The sequence below is a fragment of the Candidatus Omnitrophota bacterium genome (genome assembly GCA_018830005.1).
Classification (GTDB): Bacteria; Omnitrophota; Gorgyraeia; order JAHJTE01; family JAHJTE01; genus JAHJTE01.
The window spans coordinates 418,759-439,730 of sequence record JAHJTE010000001.1; the positions used below are offsets into that span (position 1 = coordinate 418,759).

Sequence of the window (20,972 nt, forward strand, 5' to 3'; positions counted from 1 at the left end):
AGAAAAATGACTATTAGAGAGCGATATGAAGATTTAAAGAAAAAAGTAGTTAAGCGTAGAGAAGAATTTGAAACTTTTATCAATATGCTTGAAAAGGAAACTAGTTGGCTCACCAGCCCTGCAAGCACAAGGTTTCATTTAAATAAAGAAGGCGGGCTTTTGGAGCATAGCGTGGGCGTTACTGAAACACTTCTAAAATTACGTGAAACTCTCGCTCCTCAGTTATCTGAAGAATCCTGTGTTATTGTAGGGTTATTTCACGATGTCGGTAAAATTGGTATGCCTGGTAAGCCAAGATACTTAAAGAATGACAATGAATGGGAAGTAAAGAATAGAGATAAGACTTATAAAGTCAATCCCAAAGAAGTATATATGAACTTGGCGGCGCGCAGCCTGTACTTAATTGCAAAATATATTCCTTTATCCGATTCAGAAGCCCAGGCTATTTTGTATCATGACGGACAGTATGTCGAAGCCAATAAAGAAGTAGCGCACCGCGAAACGCCTTTGACTCTATTGGTGCATTTTGCCGATTGTTGGACTGCTCATGTATACGAAGAAAGGTATAGTATTCAGGAGGATACAAATTACTATGACAAAAAGGACTAAAATCAATATACTTTTAACTAATGATGACGGCATTTATTCTGAAGGAATTCGAGCTCTTTACGAATCGCTTAAAACAATAGGAAGAGTTACTATTGTTGCCCCCGATGCAGAAAGAAGCGCTGTAGGGCATGCGATTACGCTTTCCGATCCTTTAAGAGTTAAAAAAGTCAACAGAGGCGGTAAGTTCTTGGGCTATGCTACCACCGGCACTCCTGCTGATTGCGTAAAGCTTGCAATTAGGGCCTTATTAAAGAAAAAACCGGATTTGATTGTTTCGGGGATTAATCTAGGGCCAAATGTAGGCTATAGCGTGCTTTATTCGGGGACAGTTTCAGGGGCAACAGAAGGAGCGATTCTAGGGATACCGTCCTTTGCAATTTCCCTTGCCACTTTTACTAATCCTAATTACAGTTTTGCCGCTAAATTTGCCAAAAAACTCGCTAAACAGATCATTCAGAATAAGGGTTTGCCTAAAGGCACGCTTTTAAATGTCAATATACCGGCCGTAAACCAGAAATACATTAAGGGTGTTCGAATCGTCAAGCAGAGTGAAAAGGCGATCGAAGAGCGTTTTGATAAGAGGGAAGATCCTCGTAAGCGTATCTATTATTGGCTTACAGGCGAGGTTATTAAATCAGATAAAAAAGAGGATGCTGATATCGAAACCATCCGCAGTAACTACATTTCCATTACCCCCATTCATTGCGATATGACCAATTACGATTTCCTAAAAGAACTTAAGAACTGGAAGTTTTAGCTGTATACAGAGAGTTTTTCTGCCGCGCTATATTTCTGGGCCTCCTCATGGGAGTCACCTCTCAAATTTACCAATAGCTGTGTACGGAGAGGTCGTCCCCTTGTGGGATATTACTGCCCCTCCTCATGGGAGTCACCTCTCAAATTTCATAAAAGCTGCGTCTAAAGAGGTCATCCCCTTGTGAAATATTTCTGCCCGGTCCGAGAGGAAATACCTCTTACTGGTATCTCGGAAGAACACATTTTATCTTGATTTTTGCAACAAGAAAACTATAATAGAATGAGTTAAATACGGATAATTTTTTAAGCTTTAAGCAAGGGATCAATATTATGTTAGGATATTTAATTTTATTATTTACCGTAGTTCCAATTGTAGAGCTGGCGCTTTTGATTAAGGTTGGCCAATACCTTGGCGTTGGTTATACACTTTTAATTGTTATTATTACAGGAGTGGTTGGGGCGTATTTGGCAAAACTGCAAGGGCTTCTTACTCTGCGCAGGATACAAGAAGAGGTAAATCAGGGTAGGATGCCGGCAGATAAATTGTTTGATGGTGTTTTGATTTTATGTAGTGGAATATTACTTTTAACCCCTGGGCTTATAACTGATCTGACTGGCTTTCTGGGGTTGATTCCATTCACGCGAAATTTGTTTAAACAATGGCTTAAACGCAAAATTAAGGATATTATTAGCCAGGGAAGGGTTATTAGGATTTATCGTAATTGATCTCTTTAATTTATCTTCTAGATTTGGAAGGTAAAATTTTTAATTGTTTTCGATACTTGACTATGGTACGGCGGGAGACTGAAATTCCTTCTTGTTTGAGGTCTTTGGAGATTTTTTGATCGGCTAAAGGCTTCTCTTTATTTTCGTTTTCTATCAGGTCTTTTATTTTTGATTTTATTGTCTTGGATGAGAAAAACACGCCATTCTCTTGCTTAACTCCAGAATTTAGAAAATTTCGCACCTCAAAGATGCCGTATGCCGTCTGAAGATACTTGTTAGCGATGGCTCTGCTTACTGTGGATTTATGTTTTCCAATCCTTTTGGCAATTTGCTCTAGAGTCATGGGTTTAAAATTAGCTGCGCCCTTATCAAAAAAATCCTTCTGAGCATAAACTACGTCTTCTATCACCTTTTGAACCGTCTCCTTGCGTTTATGAACTGCATTAATTAAAACCCTAGCTGCTTTAAGCCTTTCTTTTAAATATTCTTTGGCGTCTTGAGGGGTATCTTTTCGCTTTATCATCTGTTTATATTTATCGTTAAGGGTAATGTGAGGCAATTCCCAATCATTCATTATGACCTCATATCCATCTTTACTTTTTCTTACAACTGCATCCGGTTTAAGATAATTGGTTTTTTCGTTGTTGAAAGCACGCCCGGGTTTGGGGTCTAAGGCGGCTATTTCTTTCATAGCCTCTTTGATTTTTTCAACCGAAATTTTGAGTTTTTTGGCAATATACTTATATCTTTTCTTCTCTAGGAAAGGTAGATACTTATCTGCGATTTGTCCTGCTAGTGAGTTTTCTTGGCCCTTGGCTTTTATTTGTATTAAAAGACATTCTCTTAAGTTTCTTGAGCCTACGCCAATAGGGTCAAAGGTTTGTATCAAAAATAATACTTTTTCGATTCTTTTGCCAATGGTGCTCGTCAAGGAGCCGCCTTCAGCGGAAGAGGTAATTGTATTCGCAGATTCAGCTATGTCTTCTAAAGAACACCGCAGATACCCGTCAGCATCTATATTTCCTATGATTAACTCTCCGATTTTCTGATCGAGCTTAGCATCAGTGAGTAACCGAAGTTGTCTTAAGAGATGATCAGCAAGTGTGGTAGGTCTAGTTATAAGGCTTTCTAAATAATTTTTCTTTTCTTCCTCATTATCTTGAAATTTTTCTTTAGACTTGGAAAATGAATCCGCACTTTCTAAATCCAATAAAGGATTTTCTTCGGCCTGCTGTTTTACAAATTCCTGTAGTTTGACCAGAGGTAACTGCAACAGGTTTATAGACAGCCTCATCTGAGGAGTAAGTCTCAATTTATAGGTTAATTTATTGATGGGTTTTAGTTGTAGAGGCATATCTTTCTTTTTAATTAATGATTTAGTGGTAATCTGTATTATACTCAAAATTCTTAATTTGGCAAGTCTCGTTAGATATTTTCTTTTTATAAACCACTTTAGAAAGGGTAATATTTTCTAACGGGATAAATTAATTAAAGAATTTTAAAAAGAATTAATTTGAAAATATGGTCAGAAGAGGTTTAACAAAATTGTGTTTAACAAAATATTGTAGTAAGTACCACGCTAAATTTTATTTGACAAAAGTGACCAGATGTGGCAAAATAATTTCTCTGTAAGATAGGGCGAAAAGCTATGTTGGATATAAAAATAGGACTTAAGATAAGAAGTATAAGAAATTCCAAAAGAACTACTCTTCAGGAATTAGCTAATATAACAAAACTAACCACGAGCTTCATCTCGCAGGTTGAAAGAGGTATTGCATCACCATCTGTGGATTCTTTAAGAAAGATTGCTCAGGCTTTAGGTGTAAGTGCTGGACAATTCTTTGAAGAGGAGCTGAAAGAATTTACCTTTATTAGAAAGAATAAGGCGCCAAAAGTAATAGACAAAGAGACAAAATCTTCATACGAGACATTAGTCTCTGATCTTTTAGGCGTAACGATGAAGCCGCTAATTATTAGGCTACAGAAAGGCGGCGAGCTCAAAAAACAATTACTTCTTGAAGAAGGTGATGTATTCATAATGGTGATGGGAGGAAATGTAGAGCTCGTCTTTGATAAAGAGAAGTTTGTTTTAAATAAAGGGGATAGCTTCTATTGCAAGGGTCAAAATAGACCTCAGAAAATAATAAATGCTGGCAGTAAAGAAGCGACCCTTCTATGGGTTAAGAGCAAATAGGTCTTTTTAACAAAAAAGGCCTATTTTTTTGACATATGTTATACATTGATGTTGAATGTCATAAGTAAGATATAATGAGATAATACCTTGCAATATAAGGAGTTAGATGGGAGCAAACATAAAAGATTTACCTAATGAGCGATTATTTATCAGCTCAGAGGTATTAAAGGCAGTTAATATAACCTATCGGCAGCTTTCTTATTGGGAGCTTAAAGGTATAATTAAGCCCACCTACCAAAAATTAGGTACTCGAGACTTTAAGCGCTATACCCAACAAGATATAGATACTCTTGGGAGAGTTAAGGGTCTTTTAGACGAAGGTTATGCCCTTCCTGCAACTGATACTTTAAAGGAAATCGCCAGGAGAAAAGAAGCGGAGGAGAGCATCAAACACAAATTAGAATTTGAAAAAACTATTTCATCTATTTCTTCCCGATTTATCAGTGTTTCTAATATTGACGAGGTCATTAATGCTTCACTTGCTGATATTGGTAGATTAAGCGGAGCCAACCGCAGTTATCTTTTTCTTTTTAAAGAAGACGGACTGACAACGATGGACAACACCCATGAGTGGTGTGCTGAGGGTGTGAGTCCTCAGATAGATAACCTCCAAAATCTTCCTTCAGATATGGTTCTATGGTGGATGAAGAAACTTCGTAATGGAGAAGTTATCCATATAAAAGATGTTTCAAAATTGCCTTCCGAGGCAAAAGCTGAAAAGGAAATACTGGAAGGACAGGATATCAAATCGCTTCTGGTATTACCATTAAGTATCGCAGGAAAGCTTGCTGGGTTTATAGGTTTTGACAACGTTGTGAGAACTGGAGAATGGAATAATGAGGATTTGGCTCTACTGCGTATTTCTTCGGAGATTATTGGAAATGCCCTTGAGCGCAAGAAGGCAGAGGAAAAAATTAGATTGTTCTCTGACGCCGTTGTAGGAGCTATTGATGCAATAGCAATAACTGATATGAAAGGCATTATCTCTTACGTTAATCCCGCCAAGGAAGAGACGTATGGATACAAGAGAGGAGAGCTTATAGGAAAGCATGTTTCTATTTTTAATCCAAAGCCAGAGATGTTTAAAGAAACACTGTTAAATTTGATGAAAACAGGTAACTGGCATGGAGAAGTTTTACAACAAAAGAAAAACAAAGAGATATTCCCAGCTCTGTTATCACTTTCAATAATACGGGATGAAAAAGGAAAGGAAATAGGAATGATGGGTGTTGTCAGAGATATCACCGAACGCAAGAAGGTGGAGAAGAAGCAAGTACTAAGGTTTGAAATTTTAAAAATCTTCCATCAACACGGCTCACTAAAAAACATGCATGAAAGAGCAATCTCTTTAATAAAAGAATATTTGGATTGCGAAGTAGTTGCCCTAAGACTAAAAAAGGATGAGGATTATCCTTATTTTATTAATAATGGTTTCCCTGAGGAATTTATAAAGTCGGAAAATTATCTTTGTATTTATGATGAAAAGGGAAATTGCTTAAGGGATTCCAGAGGTAAACTTGTTTTAGCCTGTATGTGCGGGATTGTCATTAATGCTAAGTTCAATCAAGATAAACCATTCTTTACTAAGAACGGCAGTTTCTGGACTAATAGCACAAGCGATCTTTTAGCATCTACAAATGAAAAGGAAAGAGGGGCCACTACCCGCAATGTATGTAATCAATATGGCTATGAATCTGTTGCATTAATACCAATTAAATCAAGTGGCGATAATTTAGGGCTATTACACATCACCGATAAAAGACGAAATCTTTTCTCGGCTGACAATATAAACTTTCTTGAGGAATTAGGACATATAATTGGCATGATGGTAGAATGCAAATGGACAGAGGAGACACTGCTAAAGTCAGAAGATAGGTATCGCAAGCTTCTTAAAAACTCTGATAAGGAACTGGTTAAATTTATTCAGAGTAAGGAAGTATCTTAGTTGTAATTAGAAAAGACGTCATCGAGCGCAAAAACGCAGAGAAAACTGAGAAAAACGCTTTAAGGCAACATCGAATAAGGATTAAAATATAGAAAGGGTCGGTTGTGAGTAGCTCTATCACAGAAAAAATTAAAGAACACAGAAGATTCCCACGCATAAAAGATAATATTTTTGTCTCTTTTTCAGTTTAAGGGTAATGACAAAACATTTGAGGCAATTACTCAAGATATAAGCCAAAGTGGGCTAATGTTTAGGAGCTTTAATTTTATACCAAATGGCAGAAAATTAAGACTTGAAATATATCAGCCTCTAAATTATAATAAAGATACCTCTTTTGCTATCCCGGCAGAGGCTCAAGCAGACTGGATCAAGCAGGCCCGAGAGAATAATGAGAATTTTATTGGCGTAAAAATTACAAAGATGAATGAAAAGCATCAAGACAGTCTTGCTTTTCTATATAAATGATAGCTTAAAAAAGCAAGGCTAATTTTTTTGCTATGTTTTTTAAGTATTACTTAAAATAAATTAAGTATTACTTTATTTTTTAAGATATGTAAATAACAGAAGACTGTTTGATGTCAAATTCTAAAATAATTAAGAAATCCGGCTTTGATAAAAATAGTGGTTTTATATTTTATAGACTACAAAACAGCAATAATGAAGAATTAAAAGAGTCAATTATCAATAATATAAGTGTTAATGGATTAAGCTTTAAAACTCCTGAGCCGATAACGCCGGGGGTTATTTTAGAGTGCGAAATATACAAGCCAAGAGGTGATAAAAAAGATATAATTGTCTCTATTTGTGCCCAAGCTAAGGTGGTTAACGTAAAGAAGATTGGCTATAGTGATGAATTTGCCAACAATAGATACAGAGTGGAATTGAAATTTTTAAAAAAGATACACAGTTTTAGCCCAGGTATAAATTAACGATATCTGGGCATTTTTATTTTTAGCACGTTAACAGGATAATAAAGGATTTGTGGTGAAGAAAAGGGGTAGAAGAAAAATAGAAGAAGGTAATCATAGAACGAGTTTTCTTAAATCAGTTGAAAGGACGCTTGATGTCTTGGAATTTTTAAGTAAAAGCCGCTCAATTGGAATCACAGAGTTAGCTGATATTATAAAAATTGGAAGGAGTACTGCCCACCGCATTTTGTCTACCTTAGAAAAAAAAGGCTTTGCTGTCCAGGATCCTGAGACCGGAAAATATGCACTTGGGCATATGGTTTTTCAGCTAGCGAAGTCAGTTATTCATATGATAGAACCGGTAAAATATGTTAGGCCTTACTTAAGAGAACTTTGTGAAAAAATAGGAGAAAATATTGCCTTTGGCGTTATTACCCCGGCAAAAGATAGAACCTTGATTTTAGCAGAAGAGATAGCTGACAAAGCTGTGATAGCAAGGCCAATTCTTTTTCAACGTTTCCCAATATATGTTTGTCCTTGCGGCAAGGCATATCTTCTTACATTAAACGATAAGCAGCTAAAAACTGCATTGTCCAAAAATGGCTTAATAAGATTTACTGAATATACACTTACTTCTTTACTTGGTTTGAAGAAGCATCTTGAGCGATTTCGCAAGAAAGGATATACCGTAAGTCAGAATGAATTTTCAATTGGGCTTTCTGCAATGGCTTCAGGTTTATGTGATGCAGAGAATAAATTTGCAGGAGGAATCATGATTGTAGGCCCAGCATTTAGATTTACCAATAGAAACATTAAACAATGGGGAGAGCTTTTATTGCAGACAACTGCAAAGTTAAGTTTAGAATTTAAGGCAAAGGGCATCGTGTAATTTTTTTAAATTGTAATGTGGAAAATCATTCCGCATATAAGAATTATCAAGGTTAGAAAGTGAAAAGTGAAGCAGAATTAACATTACTGGTATTAGAGTGTTATTTAAAATATGGGCCATCTTTATCGATTAAGGACCTATATATAAGAACTAAGGTTTCAGAGAATAAAATAAAATACATTTTATCGGCTTTAGAAAAAAGAGGATATTTAACAAAAGCTAAAAATACCAAGGAATATATATTAAGTAAAAAAATCGCAATGTTGATATAACTTTCTGCAATAAAGAGGGTTAAATAGGTAATGGAAGAAGTTAAATTGTTGAATAATAATATTGAATCTGACAAGAGTAATATTACTGAGAATAGAGAGGCAAAAGAAAATCTTAAACAACACCAATTTATGGCAGAATCTAAGCATGGGGCCATCTTTTTTAAAAACACCGAAAGCCAATATATCCTTATTAACAATAAATTCTTAGAGATTTTGGGACTGTTTCAAGAGCAAGTTATTGGAAAAGATGATTATGAAATCCTACCAGATAAAAAAGAGGCTAAGAAAAACATTAAAGGCGACCAATTTGTTTTTAAGACAGGCAAACCAAGAGAAGTTACTAAACGCGTCATTGACACAAAGCGAAAAGAATGCTGGTTTCACACTATAAAACTTCCACAGTTTGATGAGCAAGGAAATATTGTTGGTCTAGTTGGCATTATCCGTGACATCACTGAGCGCAAAAAGACAGAGCAGGCACACGCAAAAATTGTAGAGGCGGAGAAGAAAAGGGCGGAAGAGTTAAGGAATGCTTATTCAGAACTACAAGAAAGTAGAGATGAGTTGGTTCGTTCTGACAAACTCGCCTATACTGGCCGGATAGCTGCCAGTATTGCTCACGAGATAAGAAACCCTTTGACTAATGTGACTATGTCTGCTCAACAAATAAAGCGAGTTATTAAGCCAAAACACCTTAGAAATAAACATATTGAGATTATTGAAAGAAATGTAGAAAGGATTAATTACTTAATTACGGAACTCTTAAATTGTGCTCGACCACCAAAACTTAATATACAGCCTTGCAATATACATAAACTGTTAAAAAGAGTCTTAAGTACGCTAATGCCTAAGATTAGTTCACAAAAGATAAAAATAGTCAAAAAATTTACCTTTAGGCCAACCAAAATAAAAGTAGACAAGGAACAAATCGAACGTGTCTTCTCAAACCTAATCTTGAATGCTATTGAAGCTATGCCTAAGGGAGGTAAATCGACTATTATTACAGAATTTAATGAAGACCTTTTTGTAGTAAAGATTCAAGATACAGGTCGAGGCATTCCTGAAAAGGATATTATCAAGATATTTGACCCTTTCTTTAGTTCCAAGTCTACTGGAGTTGGCTTAGGATTAACTTTATGCTATGGGATTATTGTTAGTCACGGTGGCAGTATAGAGGTAAATAGTAAGCCACGTCAGGGAACTATCTTCACAGTCTCTTTGCCAGTTAAGGAGAACTCGACACACACACAGAGAGAATATACCCGTACTTAACATGAAAAAATAGAAAAGGGAAGCTTGTGGCTGAGATAAAATATGATATTAGAAAAGGAATAGATATATACAGAGCAATTTATACTTCTCGCTTACAGAGCTGGATTTCTGAAGGTAAGATAAAGCAAGGAGAGGTTCTGGTTTGGCGAAGTGGACTTTCAGGTTGGCGCAGGCCCGAGGAACTCGATGAGCTTATACCATTTTTTGAAAAATGGGAAAAACGCCAGTTAAAAAAACTAAAAAGAAAAAAGCAGACAACCCAACCCTCAGCTTATAATGGGCAGATAAAGAATATTTTGATAGTAGATGATGAACAGGATATGTGCTCTCTTTTACAAGATGCCTTAAGCCAGAGAGATTTTAATGTAGCGGTTGCCAATACAAAAAAAGAGGCAATAAATTCTATTAGAAAAAAAGCGCCGGACTTGGTTCTTTTAGATTTAAAATTGCCTGATGCCAATGGAATAAAACTTTTATCCCGAATTAAAAAAATCCATCCCAAGACAGCAGTAGATATAATCTCTGCCTATGGGTCTGAAGAAAGTAAAGAAGAGGCAAAAGAAAGAGGAGCCCATAGTTTTATTGATAAGCCATTTACTGAGAGAGAGGTATTAAGGAGTATAAGACAATTAAATGGGGGAAGAAAGCATTAGCATGGAAACCATTCTAGTTATAGATGATAATAAGGACTTATGTTTTAACCTTTCAACTATTTTAAAGGATGAAGGTTACAATGTATTTGCTGCAGAAGATGGGAAAGGAGCTCTTAAAGCAATTGAGAGAAATTCCCCTAATTTAGTTTTACTGGATATCAGACTTCCTGAAATGGGCGGGATGGAGATTTTAGAGAAGGCCAAAAAAATTGATAAGGATTTAATCATAATTATGCTTACTGCCTATGCAGATGTAAAAGATGCAGTAAGAGCAATGAAGTTAGGGGCGTACGATTATATTACTAAACCTTTTGATAACGAAGAACTAATTCTAATAATTAAAAGAGCTTTGCAAACCCAACATTTGAGCAAGGAAGTAGAGAGTTTAAGAAAAAGACTCGGTGAGAAGACAGATATAAAAGAAGTAATGGGAGAAAGTCCCCAGATAAAACAGGTTTTAAAACAGGTTGAGATTATTGCCCCTACAAATATGACGGTTATCTTGCAGGGTGAGAGTGGTACAGGTAAGGAACTCATTGCTAATATGATTCATCGAAATAGCTTACGAAAAGATAAGATCTTTATTGCCATAGACTGTGGTGCAATTCCAGAGACATTGGTTGAGAGTGAATTATTCGGTTATGAAAAAGGGGCTTTTACTGGAGCAGATGATAGGAAGGAAGGTAAATTTGAGCAGGTAAATGGAGGGACCTTATTTTTGGATGAGATTACTAATTTACCTAACTCTTCCCAGGCAAAACTCCTGCGTGTAATTCAAGAAAGAAAATTGCAGCGCTTAGGAGGGAAAAAGGATATAAAAGTAGATGTAAGAATTATTGTTGCCACAAACATTAATCTTTCTGAAGCTGTAAGGACAGGCGAATTAAGAGATGACCTTTTTCACAGAATAAATGAATTTCAAATCAGCCTTCCTTTGCTTTGCGAAAGAAAAGATGATATTCCTGTATTGGCTAAGTTTTTCCTGAATGAGGCTAATTGCGACCTCAATAAAAAAATAGAAGGAATATCTAGCGAAGCCATGAGGTTTCTTTTCGATTACCATTGGCCAGGAAATGTAAGAGAGTTAAAGAATACCGTTAGAAAAGCTGTGCTTTTATGCGATGATACTAATATCGGTCCTGCACATATTTCCCTAAATGATGTCAGCATACCTAAAAATGAAGGTTTAAGCGTATTTAATCTTAAGCGAGATCTAGAGGAAGGCTCATCACTTCGTAAGATAACTAAAAATGCGACAAAACGGATAGAGCAGGAAGCAATTAAGCAAGCATTGGTTGAAGCCGGTGGCAATAAAACCAAGGCTGCCAAAATTCTTAAGATAGATCGTATGAGCCTCTATTCGAAGATAAGAGAGTTCCAACTGGATGGAGAAGTGGTGAGTAAAAAATAACTCCCCGTTATCTTAATAGCCTGCGTTTTGTTAATAATCCGTGAACCCCGTTAGAAAGTTTGGAAGGAACTTCGAGCTTATCCTAAACTCATCTACTTTTCTCCCCCTCTACCTTTCGGAGGGAACTTTCTTTGTAACGGGGTGAATATCTATGGATTGTAGAGTAAATTCTACAATATTGTATAGCCAACCTTACAATCTTTAAATTTTGCATATATATAGCTTTTTCCTACCAAAAACTCCTTAAAGTTATTTCCCTAACCTATTGTAGTTAAATAAGAAAAAAATTTTTAGAATTTTTTTATTCAGGTCATATATGGCACAGTTGTTGCTTATTTATATTAGGTAGAGATAAAATAAAAAAGGCAAAACTATGAACCGAAGGGAAAATCAATTTAAAACTCGCTTATCTAAATCAAAAAAGATACTCCTTGTTGATGATGAAAAGGATCTGTGCTCGATTATGAAAGAGATTATCAGAGATGCTGGCCACAGATTCCTCTGGGCTACTACAGTCATTGAGGGTCTGAAGAAATTCAAGAAATCAAGAGATCTGGATATGGTGATAGTTGACTTAAAATTAGGCCACGATAATGGCTTAACGTTTATAAGAAAGGCAATAGCAATTAACAACAAAGTAAAATTTGCAATGATATCTGCATATGGCAATCCTGAAGTAAAAGACAAAGCGAGGCAGTTAGGCGTAAGTCGTTTTTTAGATAAGCCATTGAGGTTAGAAGGATTATTAGAAATAATCAAGCAAAATTAGGGTGTAAGAAAAGGAAACTGGATAATGTTTGAGACCCAAAATTATATACTTAAGGATATTATCTTTGCAGGTGTAGTTCTGTCTTTGGCTTTGGGCTTTGGTTTAGGTTTAAAGGGTAAGGCCGAAGATTTCTTAGGTAAGATTTTCAAGAAATAAATCTAAAAACGGAGGAGGTGAATTAACATGGCAGTAGAAAAAGCGATTGGTTCTTCCAGCTTGGTCGAAGTAGTTGACCGTATCCTGGACAAGGGCGTGGTAGTTGACGCTTGGGTAAGAGTCTCTTTAGTTGGTATAGAGATTCTCGCGATTGAAGCTAGAGTAGTAGTGGCATCAGTCGAGACTTACCTGAAGTATGCTGAGGCAATTGGTCTAACCGCAACAGCAGCCTAAAGGATAAGATCAAGAGGGGTTCTTGCCGGGTCATCCTTGAGTCCAATGAGGACAAAAAGCATGGTTCGCCAAGGAATTCCTTCCTTCTAAAAGAGGAGTAATTTTAAAAATGCCAGAAATCTTAGATTTAAAGAATGCCGCGGAAAATGCCATTTTTTCATATGAGACGAGGATCGAAAGCGTAAGGGCCATTTTTGATACTACACATCAGATCCTTGACGACTTCCAGGAGACTTTTCTTGACAATAAAGAAGAGGGGCGAAAAATCAATACCGAGCTGCGTGATATCCTCGCTCACAACGAACATTTAAGAAAAAAAGACTTTGATAGTATGACGCAGGGTATCTTATCAGCCCAGGAAGAACGGGAAGCGGAAGTAAAAAACTTATTGAAAGGTTATCTTAATCAACAAAGGGAAATGGCGCGCATCCTAAGAGAAAATCTGGCTAAATTTAAAGATGCCCTTGCCAAAGGTGATGTCCAAAGGGTCAAAGAATTCCAGGAGATGACTAAAGAGGTTCTTGCTAATCAGGATGCCAGAAAAGAAGAGGTTTCCTCCAAGCTAAAAGAATTTCAGAAAGAACAGCAAGAGATGGCAGAAAGGCTTAAAGCGCTTTTAGCCAAAGGAAGGAGCTTGAGGATAAGGGACCTTAAGGAAATGCTTCAGGGATTCAGGGCCCAACATAAAGGACGCCTGGCGCATCAGATAGAAAGAAGACAAGAGGTAAATAAAATACTTGGGCGAAAAATAGATAAAACAACCGAGGCAATTCACCCCGTTAGAAAAAGTGTGGATGCCGATAAAAAGACGAAAATTTATAACGGGGTTAATATAGATATAAAAAGAGATAGTCACGTAGAGGAAAAAGCAGAAACACTCAATAAATAACAAAAAGGAGGGGGTAAAAATGGGAATAGCGGATAGCATGAAGGGTATTACCGAAAACATCATCGGTTCCTATGATGTGCGAGTGAAGGGGTTGAAAGATCTGGTTAGCGATACCCATAAAACTATTAAGGGTTTTACCGCTGACAGGAAAGAGATGGGTGAGGAACAAGCCAAGAATTTGGCTGATTTTGTTAATGATTTAACAAAGAGTGTAGGAGGCATGCTCAAAGGGTTTCAGGCTAGCCACAAAGATATGAGTGAGGATCAAGCTAAGAACTTAGCAGCTTTTGTTAAGTCCATAGCGAAGGATGTAGCCGCGCAATTAAAAGGTTTCCATGTAGATCGAGAAAAAATGTCAGAGGAGCTTAAAGAGTCTCTTGTAAAAGCAGTAAAGGAAATTGAGAGCTATATTCAAAAGAGATTAAAGGAATTCGATTCGGCTCATACTGAGATGTCCGACGCCTTAAAAAAGAGCCTGGCAAAATATGTCGGTGATATAGCCAGCGATGTCAAGAAACTTTTAGGCGAGTATGGCTCGGATATGGCAAAGGCAAAAGCGGCATGGCAGGGAATGGCCGGCTCTTTAGCTAAATCCAGAAAAGGCGGAGTGATGTCCAGGATTGAAGCCGGAGAGAAAGTAACTACGGTTGAGGAGGCTGTTGAGAAGAAAGGTAAAAAGAAGGGCGGAAAGAAAAGAGGAAGAAAGAAGAACAAATAAACCTACCCCCCTGATAAGACCTTTCCTTTTCCCGCTCAACAAGCTTTTATTTAGCGGGATCCCGCTCTGCGGGAAAAGGATTAGGAAGGTCTATCCCGCTGGATAACGTGAATCGCAAAGGGTTAAGGAGGTGTGATATCGGAGGAGGGATGAGTTTATGAGTGAGATAAAATGCGCTTTTTGTAAGGGAAAAGGTAAAGATCCTTTCAACCTGCTATCTAAGCTGGCCGCCTGTCAGGTATGCGGCGGTACAGGGAAGGTTAAGGTTGATGAGCCGATGATTAAATGCGCCTTTTGTAAGGCTACCGGTATTCATCCCCATAGCCGAGTTACTTGCTCTGCCTGTAACGGAAAAGGCAGCGTTACATGCCGAGGGGCTAAAGAGGAATGCCCTAATTGTGAAGGCACCGGTTATAAGGTAGACGGAAACCTCCCCTGCAGCTTATGCGGTGGTAAGGGGGTTATCCATAAGGGAGGCTAGGGCATGGACAATATATCAGGCGATATGAAGTCTCTTTGTGAAGATATCGCTACGTCCCATGGAGACAGAAAGAGAAGCATAAAAGATTTAAAGGAACAAGCGATGGCCATCAGAGATAACGCCAGGAAGTTCGTAGGCCACTGCAGAAAAGTTCATAAGGAAATGGCCGAAGGTTTAACGAAAGGGCTTAGCGAGGATAGAAAAGAGCTGATCGGAAATGTGTTTTCTTTAAGGGAAGATTTTAGAAAGAAGGAAAAAGAGATCCGCGCCGATTTGTCCGAGGCAAGCAGAATCTGGAATAAGATGAATAAAACTTTAGAATCCAAGAAAAGAGGTGAAATAAAATGATTGATGAGATGACTACAGTATTAGAGCCAAGTCCTTTGTCAGATTTTGTGGAGACAAAGTACATCAAGGGTATCACCAATAGGGCCCTTGCCTATATAAAGGCGGATTTTCCGGTCCATTTTAGAGGGATATCCGGTTCCGGCAAGACCACGTTGGCTATGCACATAGCCAGTAAGATTAAAAGGCCGGTGGTTATGATTCACGGAGATGAAGAATTCACTACTTCTGATTTGGTAGGCGGCGAGTATGGCTATCGAGTTAGAAAGGTCGTAGACCGATTTATCTCAAGGGTATTAAAAACAGAAGAGGATATGGTAAAACGCTGGGTTGACAACCGCTTGACCGTTGCCTGTAAATACGGATTTACTTTAATCTATGATGAATTCACCCGTTCTCGACCTGAAGCGAATAACATCCTTCTTTCAATCTTACAAGAGAAGATGATGGATCTGCCTGTGGGAAGAGGCGGAGAGGAACCGTATTTGAGGGTTGACCCGGAGTTTAACGCTATCTTTACCTCTAACCCCGAAGAATATGCCGGTGTCCATAGGAGCCAGGATGCTTTAAGGGACAGGATGATTACCATGGACCTGGATTACTTTGACTATGAGACAGAGGTGGCCATTACTAAGGCAAAGTCTAAACTCTCAAAACAACATGCTGAGATAATAGTCAATATCGTAAGGGGCTTAAGAGAGTCAGGAAAGTGTGAGTTTGCTCCCACTGTTCGCGGCTGTATTATGATTGCCAAGACCCTTAAAGTCCAAGGCATTACCCCTATAAGAAGCGCCAATGGGGCTTTTACGCAGATGTGTCAGGATATATTGGCTTCTGAGACAAGCAGGGTCGGCTCAAAGACTAATCAGGACAGGGTAAAAGGAATAGTTAAAGAACTTGTCAAGAAAGAAGTCGGCACCGGGGAGACTATTAGTGTTAACAAGGAGACAGAGAAAGAGGCCGTTATTGCTTAGGGAGGTGGAAAGTGCCGCTTTTACGAGTTTTCTCGAAGATTGATGATAAAAATAAGATTACGATACCTCGCGGTATCCGTAAGGAGCTTAATATTAAGCCGGGCGATAGGTTAGAATTAACGCTTGGCGGAATAAATAAGGCAAGGAAATTGCTTGTCTCAAAATTAAGAGGGAGATAGGCCAATGAAAGGGATACAGCAAGTAACAAGCATTAAAGAGGTAAAAAGCATGCATTCTGTAGGCGCCAGGTCAATTCCTAAAGCGCAAAGGTCTGCCTATCTGGACTTGTACATAAATAGAAGAGAGAAAGATAGGCTTGAGAAAGAAATCTTTGTATTGGACAAAAGAAGAAACACCGCCAAAAGACTTTTAGACTCTATCAATAAGCGGATTGAAAAGTTGCAAGCTGAGACACACGGAGAACAGAAAATTAAGACTTATAGAAATATCCCCACAAAACCCCTGAAAACGCTGTCTATACAATATTAGGCCCTTTCTTTTCTCGCTCAACAAGCTTTTATTTAGCGGGATCCCGCTCTGCGGGAAAAGGATTAGGAAGGCCTATCTTTGTAGGATTAGTGGGCGGCAAAAAAAGGTGGCTTAAAGCATGTATTGGAAGACATTTGACTGGAAGAGCCAAAAGGTTGGTCGAAAAGGCGAGGTCCTTAACAAGACGAGCTATAAATGCGGATTTTGTAAAGGAACGGGACTTATGCCCTCTAAAAAAAGCACACGATGCCCTGCCTGTTTAGGTGCCGGAACTGTAAAGGTTTCGTCACCAGCGGTTATTTGCGCCTATTGTAGTGGAGAGGGGCGCTCGCTCTTGAACAGAGATCTTACCTGTCTTATTTGTAAAGGGAAAGGCGTGGTAAGCATAAGCAGTAAAGATATCGAATCCTGCCCGGCCTGTAAGGGCAGGGGTAGAGAAAAAGGAGTGGATCTGTCCTGCTTGATGTGTAAAGGGAAGGGGATTGTTCCAAAGAAATAATTTTATCGTACTTATATTATATTGATAGATGAGTTTACATAATTACATGTTAGAGGGAGGAATATAGATGGCAAGAGAAAAGAAAAAAAAGGAAGAAGAAATAGGTTTTGATTTTGGCATTGGTGGTTTATTTAAAGGCATTGAGAAGTTGGTTGACCTTGCGGCAGATTTAAAAGAAGCAGGCGGTGAAATCAAAAAAGAGGGTGAGATAGACCTAAGCCATCTTAAAGAAGGTATGAAGGGAGTTTTTGGTTTTTCTATAAAGACTGCTGTGGGAGGCAAGCCTATAGTCGAACCATTTGGTAATATTAAGAAGACCCCTAAAGGACCTACGGTTGACGAGGAAAGGGAACCGATTACTGATCTCTTTGATGAAAAAGAAGAGATTAGGATTTATGCAGAGATGCCTGGAATAAACCAAGAGGATGTAAAATTGGATTTAAAAGGCGATATCTTGGATATTTCCGCTCAGACAGGCGATAGAAAATACCACAAGGAGATTCTGCTTCCGGCAAAGGTTAAGACCGAGACTATCACCTCCAGCTATAAAAACGGTATTTTAGAAATAAGCATAAAGAAATGTTAAGGCCCTTCCTTATAAGGATTAGGAAGGCCTATCCTTGTAGGATAAGAAGAAATGCTAAATGGCATTAGTCGGATTAAGGGAAGATGCGTTAAAATTAATTCTATTTGGTGGGAAGGGTGGTGTAGGAAAGACGACCTGTGCCTCAAGCACAGGTCTTTATTTAGCCAAACATTTTAAAACATTACTCTTTTCTACAGATCCGGCGCATTCACTCTCTGATAGTTTAGGGCAGAAAATCGGCGATGAAATAAAAGAAGTTAAAGGTATAAAGAACTTAAGCGCTCTTGAACTAAGCGCGGAAAAGGCTCTTTCTAAATTTAAGGTTGAATACGAAGATGAGATAAAGAAAATATTGGATACCTCTACGTATTTAGACCAAGAAGACATTGATTCCATCTTTGCTTTGCCCATTCCAGGAATGGATGAGGTGATGGGTTTTAAGACCATAGTCGACTTAATAGAAGAAGCGAAATTTGATAAATACATTGTAGATACAGCACCTACAGGTCATGCATTGCGACTTTTGACTCTACCAGAACTATTCGATGACTGGATTAAAGTTATGGCAAAGATGAGATGGAAGTATAGGTATATGGTTGAGACATTTGCGGGAAAATATAAACCTGATGAAGGTGATGATTTCCTATTAAGTATGAAAAAGACAGTGAAGAGAATAGAAAATCTTCTTAAGGATCAAAGTAGGTGTGAATTTATAGCAGTTACCATTCCAGAGGATATGGCGATTTCAGAGACAGAGAGATTGTTAAATAATTTGAGTCGCTATGGCATAAGGGTAAGGCAATTAGTAATAAATAATGTAATAGAGTCAAGAGATTGCAAGTTTTGCAGAGAAAGGAGAAAAGAGCAGGAAAAATATATAAGCCAGATAAGAAGAAAATTTGGTAATCTAAAGATATCGATTACTCCATTGCAGCCTAAAGAAGTCAAGGGCATAGATGCTTTGAATAATTTTTCCCGCTTACTAACTCCTCTATAAGAGGCGGGATTCCGCCTTATATTAAATGATTGGCGGGAAAGGAATTTTCATTTCAGTAATATAATGAAGAAAAACAATAATTCAATAATACTAAAAGTTAAAGAGGCCCTATCTAAAGATGTAGGTAGGGCAATTGCCAGGATCGACCCTGAGGATATAAAAATTTTAGGTATAGAAGTAGGTGAGATCATAGAGATTAAAGGCAAAAGAAAAACCCCTGCGAAAGTGATGCCTTGTTATGCTGAGGATAGAAGAAAAAAGATTATTCAGATGGATGGAATCTTAAGAGAAAATTCTAAAATAGGATTAGATGAAAAGGTCAAGGTTCACAAAACTGACTTTAGGCCCGCCAGCAAAATTACACTTTCTTCTTTAACTATCTCGGGGTTGCTTCAAAGAGAAAAAGATACCAAATATATTGGTTCCCTTATCGAAGGATTACCTGTAACTTCTGGTGATAAAGTAAGAGCGAGATTATTTGGCACCAGAACCTCTGATTTTAAGGTAGAAGATACAATCCCTGACGGAGTTGTATTAATTAGCCCTACTACCTTAATAAGGATGAAGGCAAAAGGAGTTAAGGAAGAGAAGGCCAAAGTCTCTTATGAAGATATAGGTGGACTTGGTACCCAAATTCAAAGAATCAGAGAAATGATTGAATTACCCCTAAAATATCCTGAAGTTTTTGAGAGATTGGGTATCGAGGCACCCAAAGGTGTCTTCTTGTATGGACCACCGGGAACCGGAAAGACTCTAATAGCTCGGGCAGTGGCTAATGAGACCGATGCCTATTTTACTCATATTTCAGGTCCACAAATTATGGGGAAGTTCTACGGAGAATCTGAAGGAAGATTAAGAGAAATATTTGAAGACGCGCAAGCCCACGCCCCTGCCATAATTTTTATTGATGAGATAGATGCAATCGCCCCTAAGAGAGAAGATATGGGCGGCGAGAAACAGGTTGAGAGGCGCGTTGTGGCGCAGCTTCTCTCGTTGCTCGACGGATTAGAGTCCAGAGGCCAAATTATAGTCATAGGTGCGACAAATATACCTAATACTATAGACCCTGCCTTGAGAAGGCCCGGTAGATTCGATAGAGAAATTTCAATTCCCATACCTGATAAGAACGGAAGATTAGAGATCCTCGAGATATACACGCGAGGTATGCCTTTAGCAGAAGACGTCAGCTTAGAAAAATTGGCTGAGATTACTCATGGTTTTGTGGGAGCCGACTTAGAGGCCCTGGCACGAGAAGCCGCGATGAGCGCTTTAAGAAAGATTTTACCCAAGATAGACTTCGAAATGGCAGAAATTCCTTATGAGACGTTGATGAAATTAGAAGTGACGATGGATAATTTTAGGGATGCCATGAAAGAAGTCGAGCCTTCGGCCATACGCGAAGTCTTTGTCGAGGTTCCGGATGTAAAATGGAGTGATATTGGTGGTTTGGAGAATATAAAAGAAGAGCTGAAAGAAGCGGTTGAATGGCCGCTGAAATATTCCGATGTTTTCAAAAAAGCCAATACAAATCCGCTTAAAGGAATACTTCTTTATGGAGTTCCCGGCACAGGAAAGACGCTCCTTGGGAAGGCAATCGCTACTGAAAGCGGGGTTAACTTCATCTCAGTAAAAGGCCCTTCTTTGATATCCAAGTATGTAGGAGAAAGCGAAAAGGCTATCCGCGAGGTTTTTAAGATAGCGAAACAGGCTTCACCTACAATTCTATTTTTTGATGAGATAGATAGCCTTGTTCCCAGAAGAGGTTCAAGCAGTACAGATGCCCACGTAACAGAGAGAGTAATAAGCCAGTTCTTAACTGAGATGGATGGGATTGAGGAACTTAAGGGGGTGGTGGTTTTAGCTGCGACTAATAGATTAGATTTAGTTGACCCAGCGATGCTACGAAGTGGCAGATTTGACCTTTTACTTGAGCTGCCTTCACCAGATGAAAAAACCAGAGAAGAGATATTTAAAATACATACTAAAAATAAACCACTGGATAAGGATATTGATTTGAAAGAATTTGCTAAAGTGGCCAAAGATAGGGTGGGTGCTGATATTGAGTTTATCTGTCGAAAGGCTTCTATGTTTGCGATAAGAGAATTTATAGAGAATCCGGAAAATAAAAAAGATGGGCCAATTATTAAGAAGAAACATTTTGAAGAGGCTATCAAAATAGTAAGCAACCAGAAAAAATAAG

General features: G+C 38.1%; 26 protein-coding genes. 25 read left to right on the forward strand and 1 reads right to left on the reverse strand.

Annotation, left to right across the window (positions count from 1 at the left end):
- Positions 1–6: 6 nt before the first annotated feature.
- From KJ593_02215 to KJ593_02225, 3 genes are all read left to right on the forward strand, one after another.
- Positions 7–609: an HD domain-containing protein gene (locus KJ593_02215; GenBank protein MBU2540691.1), complete on the forward strand. Its 603-nt coding sequence runs from the start codon at positions 7–9 to the stop codon at positions 607–609.
- A complete protein-coding gene (surE, locus tag KJ593_02220; GenBank protein ID MBU2540692.1) occupies positions 593–1,366 on the forward strand; it encodes a 5'/3'-nucleotidase SurE in 774 nt (257 codons plus the stop codon). Before KJ593_02215 ends, surE begins: the two co-directional genes overlap by 17 nt.
- A 329-nt stretch (positions 1,367–1,695) precedes the next feature.
- The gene (locus KJ593_02225) at positions 1,696–2,091 is read left to right on the forward strand and encodes an FxsA family protein (GenBank protein ID MBU2540693.1); all 396 of its coding nucleotides are present in this window, start codon (positions 1,696–1,698) and stop codon (positions 2,089–2,091) included.
- A 10-nt stretch (positions 2,092–2,101) separates the two neighbouring features.
- On the opposite strand, the gene rpoN is transcribed toward KJ593_02225, so the two are convergent.
- Positions 2,102–3,445, reverse strand: coding sequence for an RNA polymerase factor sigma-54 (rpoN, locus tag KJ593_02230; GenBank protein ID MBU2540694.1), 1,344 nt, complete (start codon positions 3,443–3,445; stop codon positions 2,102–2,104).
- A 294-nt stretch (positions 3,446–3,739) separates the two neighbouring features.
- On the opposite strand from rpoN, the gene KJ593_02235 reads away from it, so the two are divergent.
- The 22 genes from KJ593_02235 (at position 3,740) to KJ593_02340 (ending at position 20,971) form a co-directional block, all read left to right on the forward strand.
- Entirely contained in the window at positions 3,740–4,285 is a 546-nt protein-coding gene (locus KJ593_02235) for an XRE family transcriptional regulator (protein ID MBU2540695.1), read from the forward strand.
- 106 nt (positions 4,286–4,391) lie between these two features.
- Entirely contained in the window at positions 4,392–6,230 is a 1,839-nt protein-coding gene (locus KJ593_02240; GenBank protein ID MBU2540696.1) for a PAS domain S-box protein, read from the forward strand.
- 171 nt (positions 6,231–6,401) lie between these two features.
- Entirely contained in the window at positions 6,402–6,695 is a 294-nt protein-coding gene (locus KJ593_02245; protein ID MBU2540697.1) for a PilZ domain-containing protein, read from the forward strand.
- A gap of 110 nt (positions 6,696–6,805) precedes the next feature.
- Positions 6,806–7,159, forward strand: coding sequence for a PilZ domain-containing protein (locus KJ593_02250; protein MBU2540698.1), 354 nt, complete (start codon positions 6,806–6,808; stop codon positions 7,157–7,159).
- A 55-nt stretch (positions 7,160–7,214) separates the two neighbouring features.
- Complete coding sequence (locus KJ593_02255) at positions 7,215–8,027, forward strand: IclR family transcriptional regulator (GenBank protein ID MBU2540699.1); 813 nt, start codon at positions 7,215–7,217, stop codon at positions 8,025–8,027.
- A 59-nt stretch (positions 8,028–8,086) separates the two neighbouring features.
- A complete protein-coding gene (locus KJ593_02260) occupies positions 8,087–8,299 on the forward strand; it encodes a hypothetical protein (protein MBU2540700.1) in 213 nt (70 codons plus the stop codon).
- A gap of 30 nt (positions 8,300–8,329) precedes the next feature.
- Positions 8,330–9,571: a PAS domain S-box protein gene (locus tag KJ593_02265; protein MBU2540701.1), complete on the forward strand. Its 1,242-nt coding sequence runs from the start codon at positions 8,330–8,332 to the stop codon at positions 9,569–9,571.
- Positions 9,572–9,597: 26 nt separating this feature from the next.
- Entirely contained in the window at positions 9,598–10,224 is a 627-nt protein-coding gene (locus tag KJ593_02270) for a response regulator (GenBank protein ID MBU2540702.1), read from the forward strand.
- Between the two features lies 1 nt (position 10,225).
- On the forward strand, positions 10,226–11,635 hold the full coding sequence (locus tag KJ593_02275) for a sigma-54 dependent transcriptional regulator (protein ID MBU2540703.1): 1,410 nt from the start codon (positions 10,226–10,228) through the stop codon (positions 11,633–11,635).
- 373 nt (positions 11,636–12,008) lie between these two features.
- Positions 12,009–12,404 carry a response regulator gene (locus KJ593_02280; protein ID MBU2540704.1) on the forward strand — a complete coding sequence of 132 codons (396 nt, stop codon included), beginning with the start codon at positions 12,009–12,011 and terminating at the stop codon, positions 12,402–12,404.
- A gap of 183 nt (positions 12,405–12,587) precedes the next feature.
- A complete protein-coding gene (gene gvpA, locus KJ593_02285; GenBank protein ID MBU2540705.1) occupies positions 12,588–12,794 on the forward strand; it encodes a gas vesicle structural protein GvpA in 207 nt (68 codons plus the stop codon).
- Positions 12,795–12,903: 109 nt separating this feature from the next.
- Entirely contained in the window at positions 12,904–13,683 is a 780-nt protein-coding gene (locus tag KJ593_02290; GenBank protein MBU2540706.1) for a hypothetical protein, read from the forward strand.
- Between the two features lie 19 nt (positions 13,684–13,702).
- Complete coding sequence (locus KJ593_02295) at positions 13,703–14,401, forward strand: hypothetical protein (protein MBU2540707.1); 699 nt, start codon at positions 13,703–13,705, stop codon at positions 14,399–14,401.
- 157 nt (positions 14,402–14,558) lie between these two features.
- Positions 14,559–14,882 (forward strand): hypothetical protein, encoded by a 324-nt coding sequence (locus KJ593_02300; GenBank protein ID MBU2540708.1) that lies wholly within the window; start codon positions 14,559–14,561, stop codon positions 14,880–14,882.
- 3 nt (positions 14,883–14,885) lie between these two features.
- A complete protein-coding gene (locus tag KJ593_02305) occupies positions 14,886–15,230 on the forward strand; it encodes a hypothetical protein (protein MBU2540709.1) in 345 nt (114 codons plus the stop codon).
- Positions 15,227–16,201: a gas vesicle protein GvpN gene (gene gvpN, locus KJ593_02310; GenBank protein MBU2540710.1), complete on the forward strand. Its 975-nt coding sequence runs from the start codon at positions 15,227–15,229 to the stop codon at positions 16,199–16,201. The genes KJ593_02305 and gvpN overlap by 4 nt, the downstream gene beginning before the upstream one ends.
- A gap of 11 nt (positions 16,202–16,212) precedes the next feature.
- Entirely contained in the window at positions 16,213–16,380 is a 168-nt protein-coding gene (locus tag KJ593_02315; protein MBU2540711.1) for an AbrB/MazE/SpoVT family DNA-binding domain-containing protein, read from the forward strand.
- A gap of 4 nt (positions 16,381–16,384) precedes the next feature.
- The gene (locus KJ593_02320; GenBank protein MBU2540712.1) at positions 16,385–16,690 is read left to right on the forward strand and encodes a hypothetical protein; all 306 of its coding nucleotides are present in this window, start codon (positions 16,385–16,387) and stop codon (positions 16,688–16,690) included.
- A gap of 118 nt (positions 16,691–16,808) precedes the next feature.
- Complete coding sequence (locus KJ593_02325; GenBank protein MBU2540713.1) at positions 16,809–17,189, forward strand: hypothetical protein; 381 nt, start codon at positions 16,809–16,811, stop codon at positions 17,187–17,189.
- Positions 17,190–17,256: 67 nt separating this feature from the next.
- Positions 17,257–17,775, forward strand: a complete 519-nt coding sequence (locus KJ593_02330) for an Hsp20/alpha crystallin family protein (protein MBU2540714.1) — start codon at positions 17,257–17,259, stop codon at positions 17,773–17,775.
- 58 nt (positions 17,776–17,833) lie between these two features.
- The gene (locus KJ593_02335) at positions 17,834–18,772 is read left to right on the forward strand and encodes an ArsA family ATPase (protein ID MBU2540715.1); all 939 of its coding nucleotides are present in this window, start codon (positions 17,834–17,836) and stop codon (positions 18,770–18,772) included.
- Between the two features lie 63 nt (positions 18,773–18,835).
- On the forward strand, positions 18,836–20,971 hold the full coding sequence (locus KJ593_02340) for a CDC48 family AAA ATPase (protein ID MBU2540716.1): 2,136 nt from the start codon (positions 18,836–18,838) through the stop codon (positions 20,969–20,971).
- The last annotated feature ends 1 nt before the right edge of the window (position 20,972 follow it).

Coding starts and splice junctions, on each gene's coding strand:
- KJ593_02215 (MBU2540691.1), top strand. CDS start 7: ATGACTATTAGAGAGCGATATGAAGATTTAAAGAAAAAAGTAGTTAAG.
- surE (MBU2540692.1), top strand. CDS start 593: ATGACAAAAAGGACTAAAATCAATATACTTTTAACTAATGATGACGGC.
- KJ593_02225 (MBU2540693.1), top strand. CDS start 1,696: ATGTTAGGATATTTAATTTTATTATTTACCGTAGTTCCAATTGTAGAG.
- rpoN (MBU2540694.1), bottom strand. CDS start 3,445: ATGCCTCTACAACTAAAACCCATCAATAAATTAACCTATAAATTGAGA.
- KJ593_02235 (MBU2540695.1), top strand. CDS start 3,740: ATGTTGGATATAAAAATAGGACTTAAGATAAGAAGTATAAGAAATTCC.
- KJ593_02240 (MBU2540696.1), top strand. CDS start 4,392: ATGGGAGCAAACATAAAAGATTTACCTAATGAGCGATTATTTATCAGC.
- KJ593_02250 (MBU2540698.1), top strand. CDS start 6,806: ATGTCAAATTCTAAAATAATTAAGAAATCCGGCTTTGATAAAAATAGT.
- KJ593_02265 (MBU2540701.1), top strand. CDS start 8,330: ATGGAAGAAGTTAAATTGTTGAATAATAATATTGAATCTGACAAGAGT.
- KJ593_02275 (MBU2540703.1), top strand. CDS start 10,226: ATGGAAACCATTCTAGTTATAGATGATAATAAGGACTTATGTTTTAAC.
- KJ593_02280 (MBU2540704.1), top strand. CDS start 12,009: ATGAACCGAAGGGAAAATCAATTTAAAACTCGCTTATCTAAATCAAAA.
- gvpA (MBU2540705.1), top strand. CDS start 12,588: ATGGCAGTAGAAAAAGCGATTGGTTCTTCCAGCTTGGTCGAAGTAGTT.
- KJ593_02290 (MBU2540706.1), top strand. CDS start 12,904: ATGCCAGAAATCTTAGATTTAAAGAATGCCGCGGAAAATGCCATTTTT.
- KJ593_02295 (MBU2540707.1), top strand. CDS start 13,703: ATGGGAATAGCGGATAGCATGAAGGGTATTACCGAAAACATCATCGGT.
- KJ593_02300 (MBU2540708.1), top strand. CDS start 14,559: ATGAGTGAGATAAAATGCGCTTTTTGTAAGGGAAAAGGTAAAGATCCT.
- KJ593_02305 (MBU2540709.1), top strand. CDS start 14,886: ATGGACAATATATCAGGCGATATGAAGTCTCTTTGTGAAGATATCGCT.
- gvpN (MBU2540710.1), top strand. CDS start 15,227: ATGATTGATGAGATGACTACAGTATTAGAGCCAAGTCCTTTGTCAGAT.
- KJ593_02320 (MBU2540712.1), top strand. CDS start 16,385: ATGAAAGGGATACAGCAAGTAACAAGCATTAAAGAGGTAAAAAGCATG.
- KJ593_02325 (MBU2540713.1), top strand. CDS start 16,809: ATGTATTGGAAGACATTTGACTGGAAGAGCCAAAAGGTTGGTCGAAAA.
- KJ593_02330 (MBU2540714.1), top strand. CDS start 17,257: ATGGCAAGAGAAAAGAAAAAAAAGGAAGAAGAAATAGGTTTTGATTTT.
- KJ593_02335 (MBU2540715.1), top strand. CDS start 17,834: ATGGCATTAGTCGGATTAAGGGAAGATGCGTTAAAATTAATTCTATTT.
- KJ593_02340 (MBU2540716.1), top strand. CDS start 18,836: ATGAAGAAAAACAATAATTCAATAATACTAAAAGTTAAAGAGGCCCTA.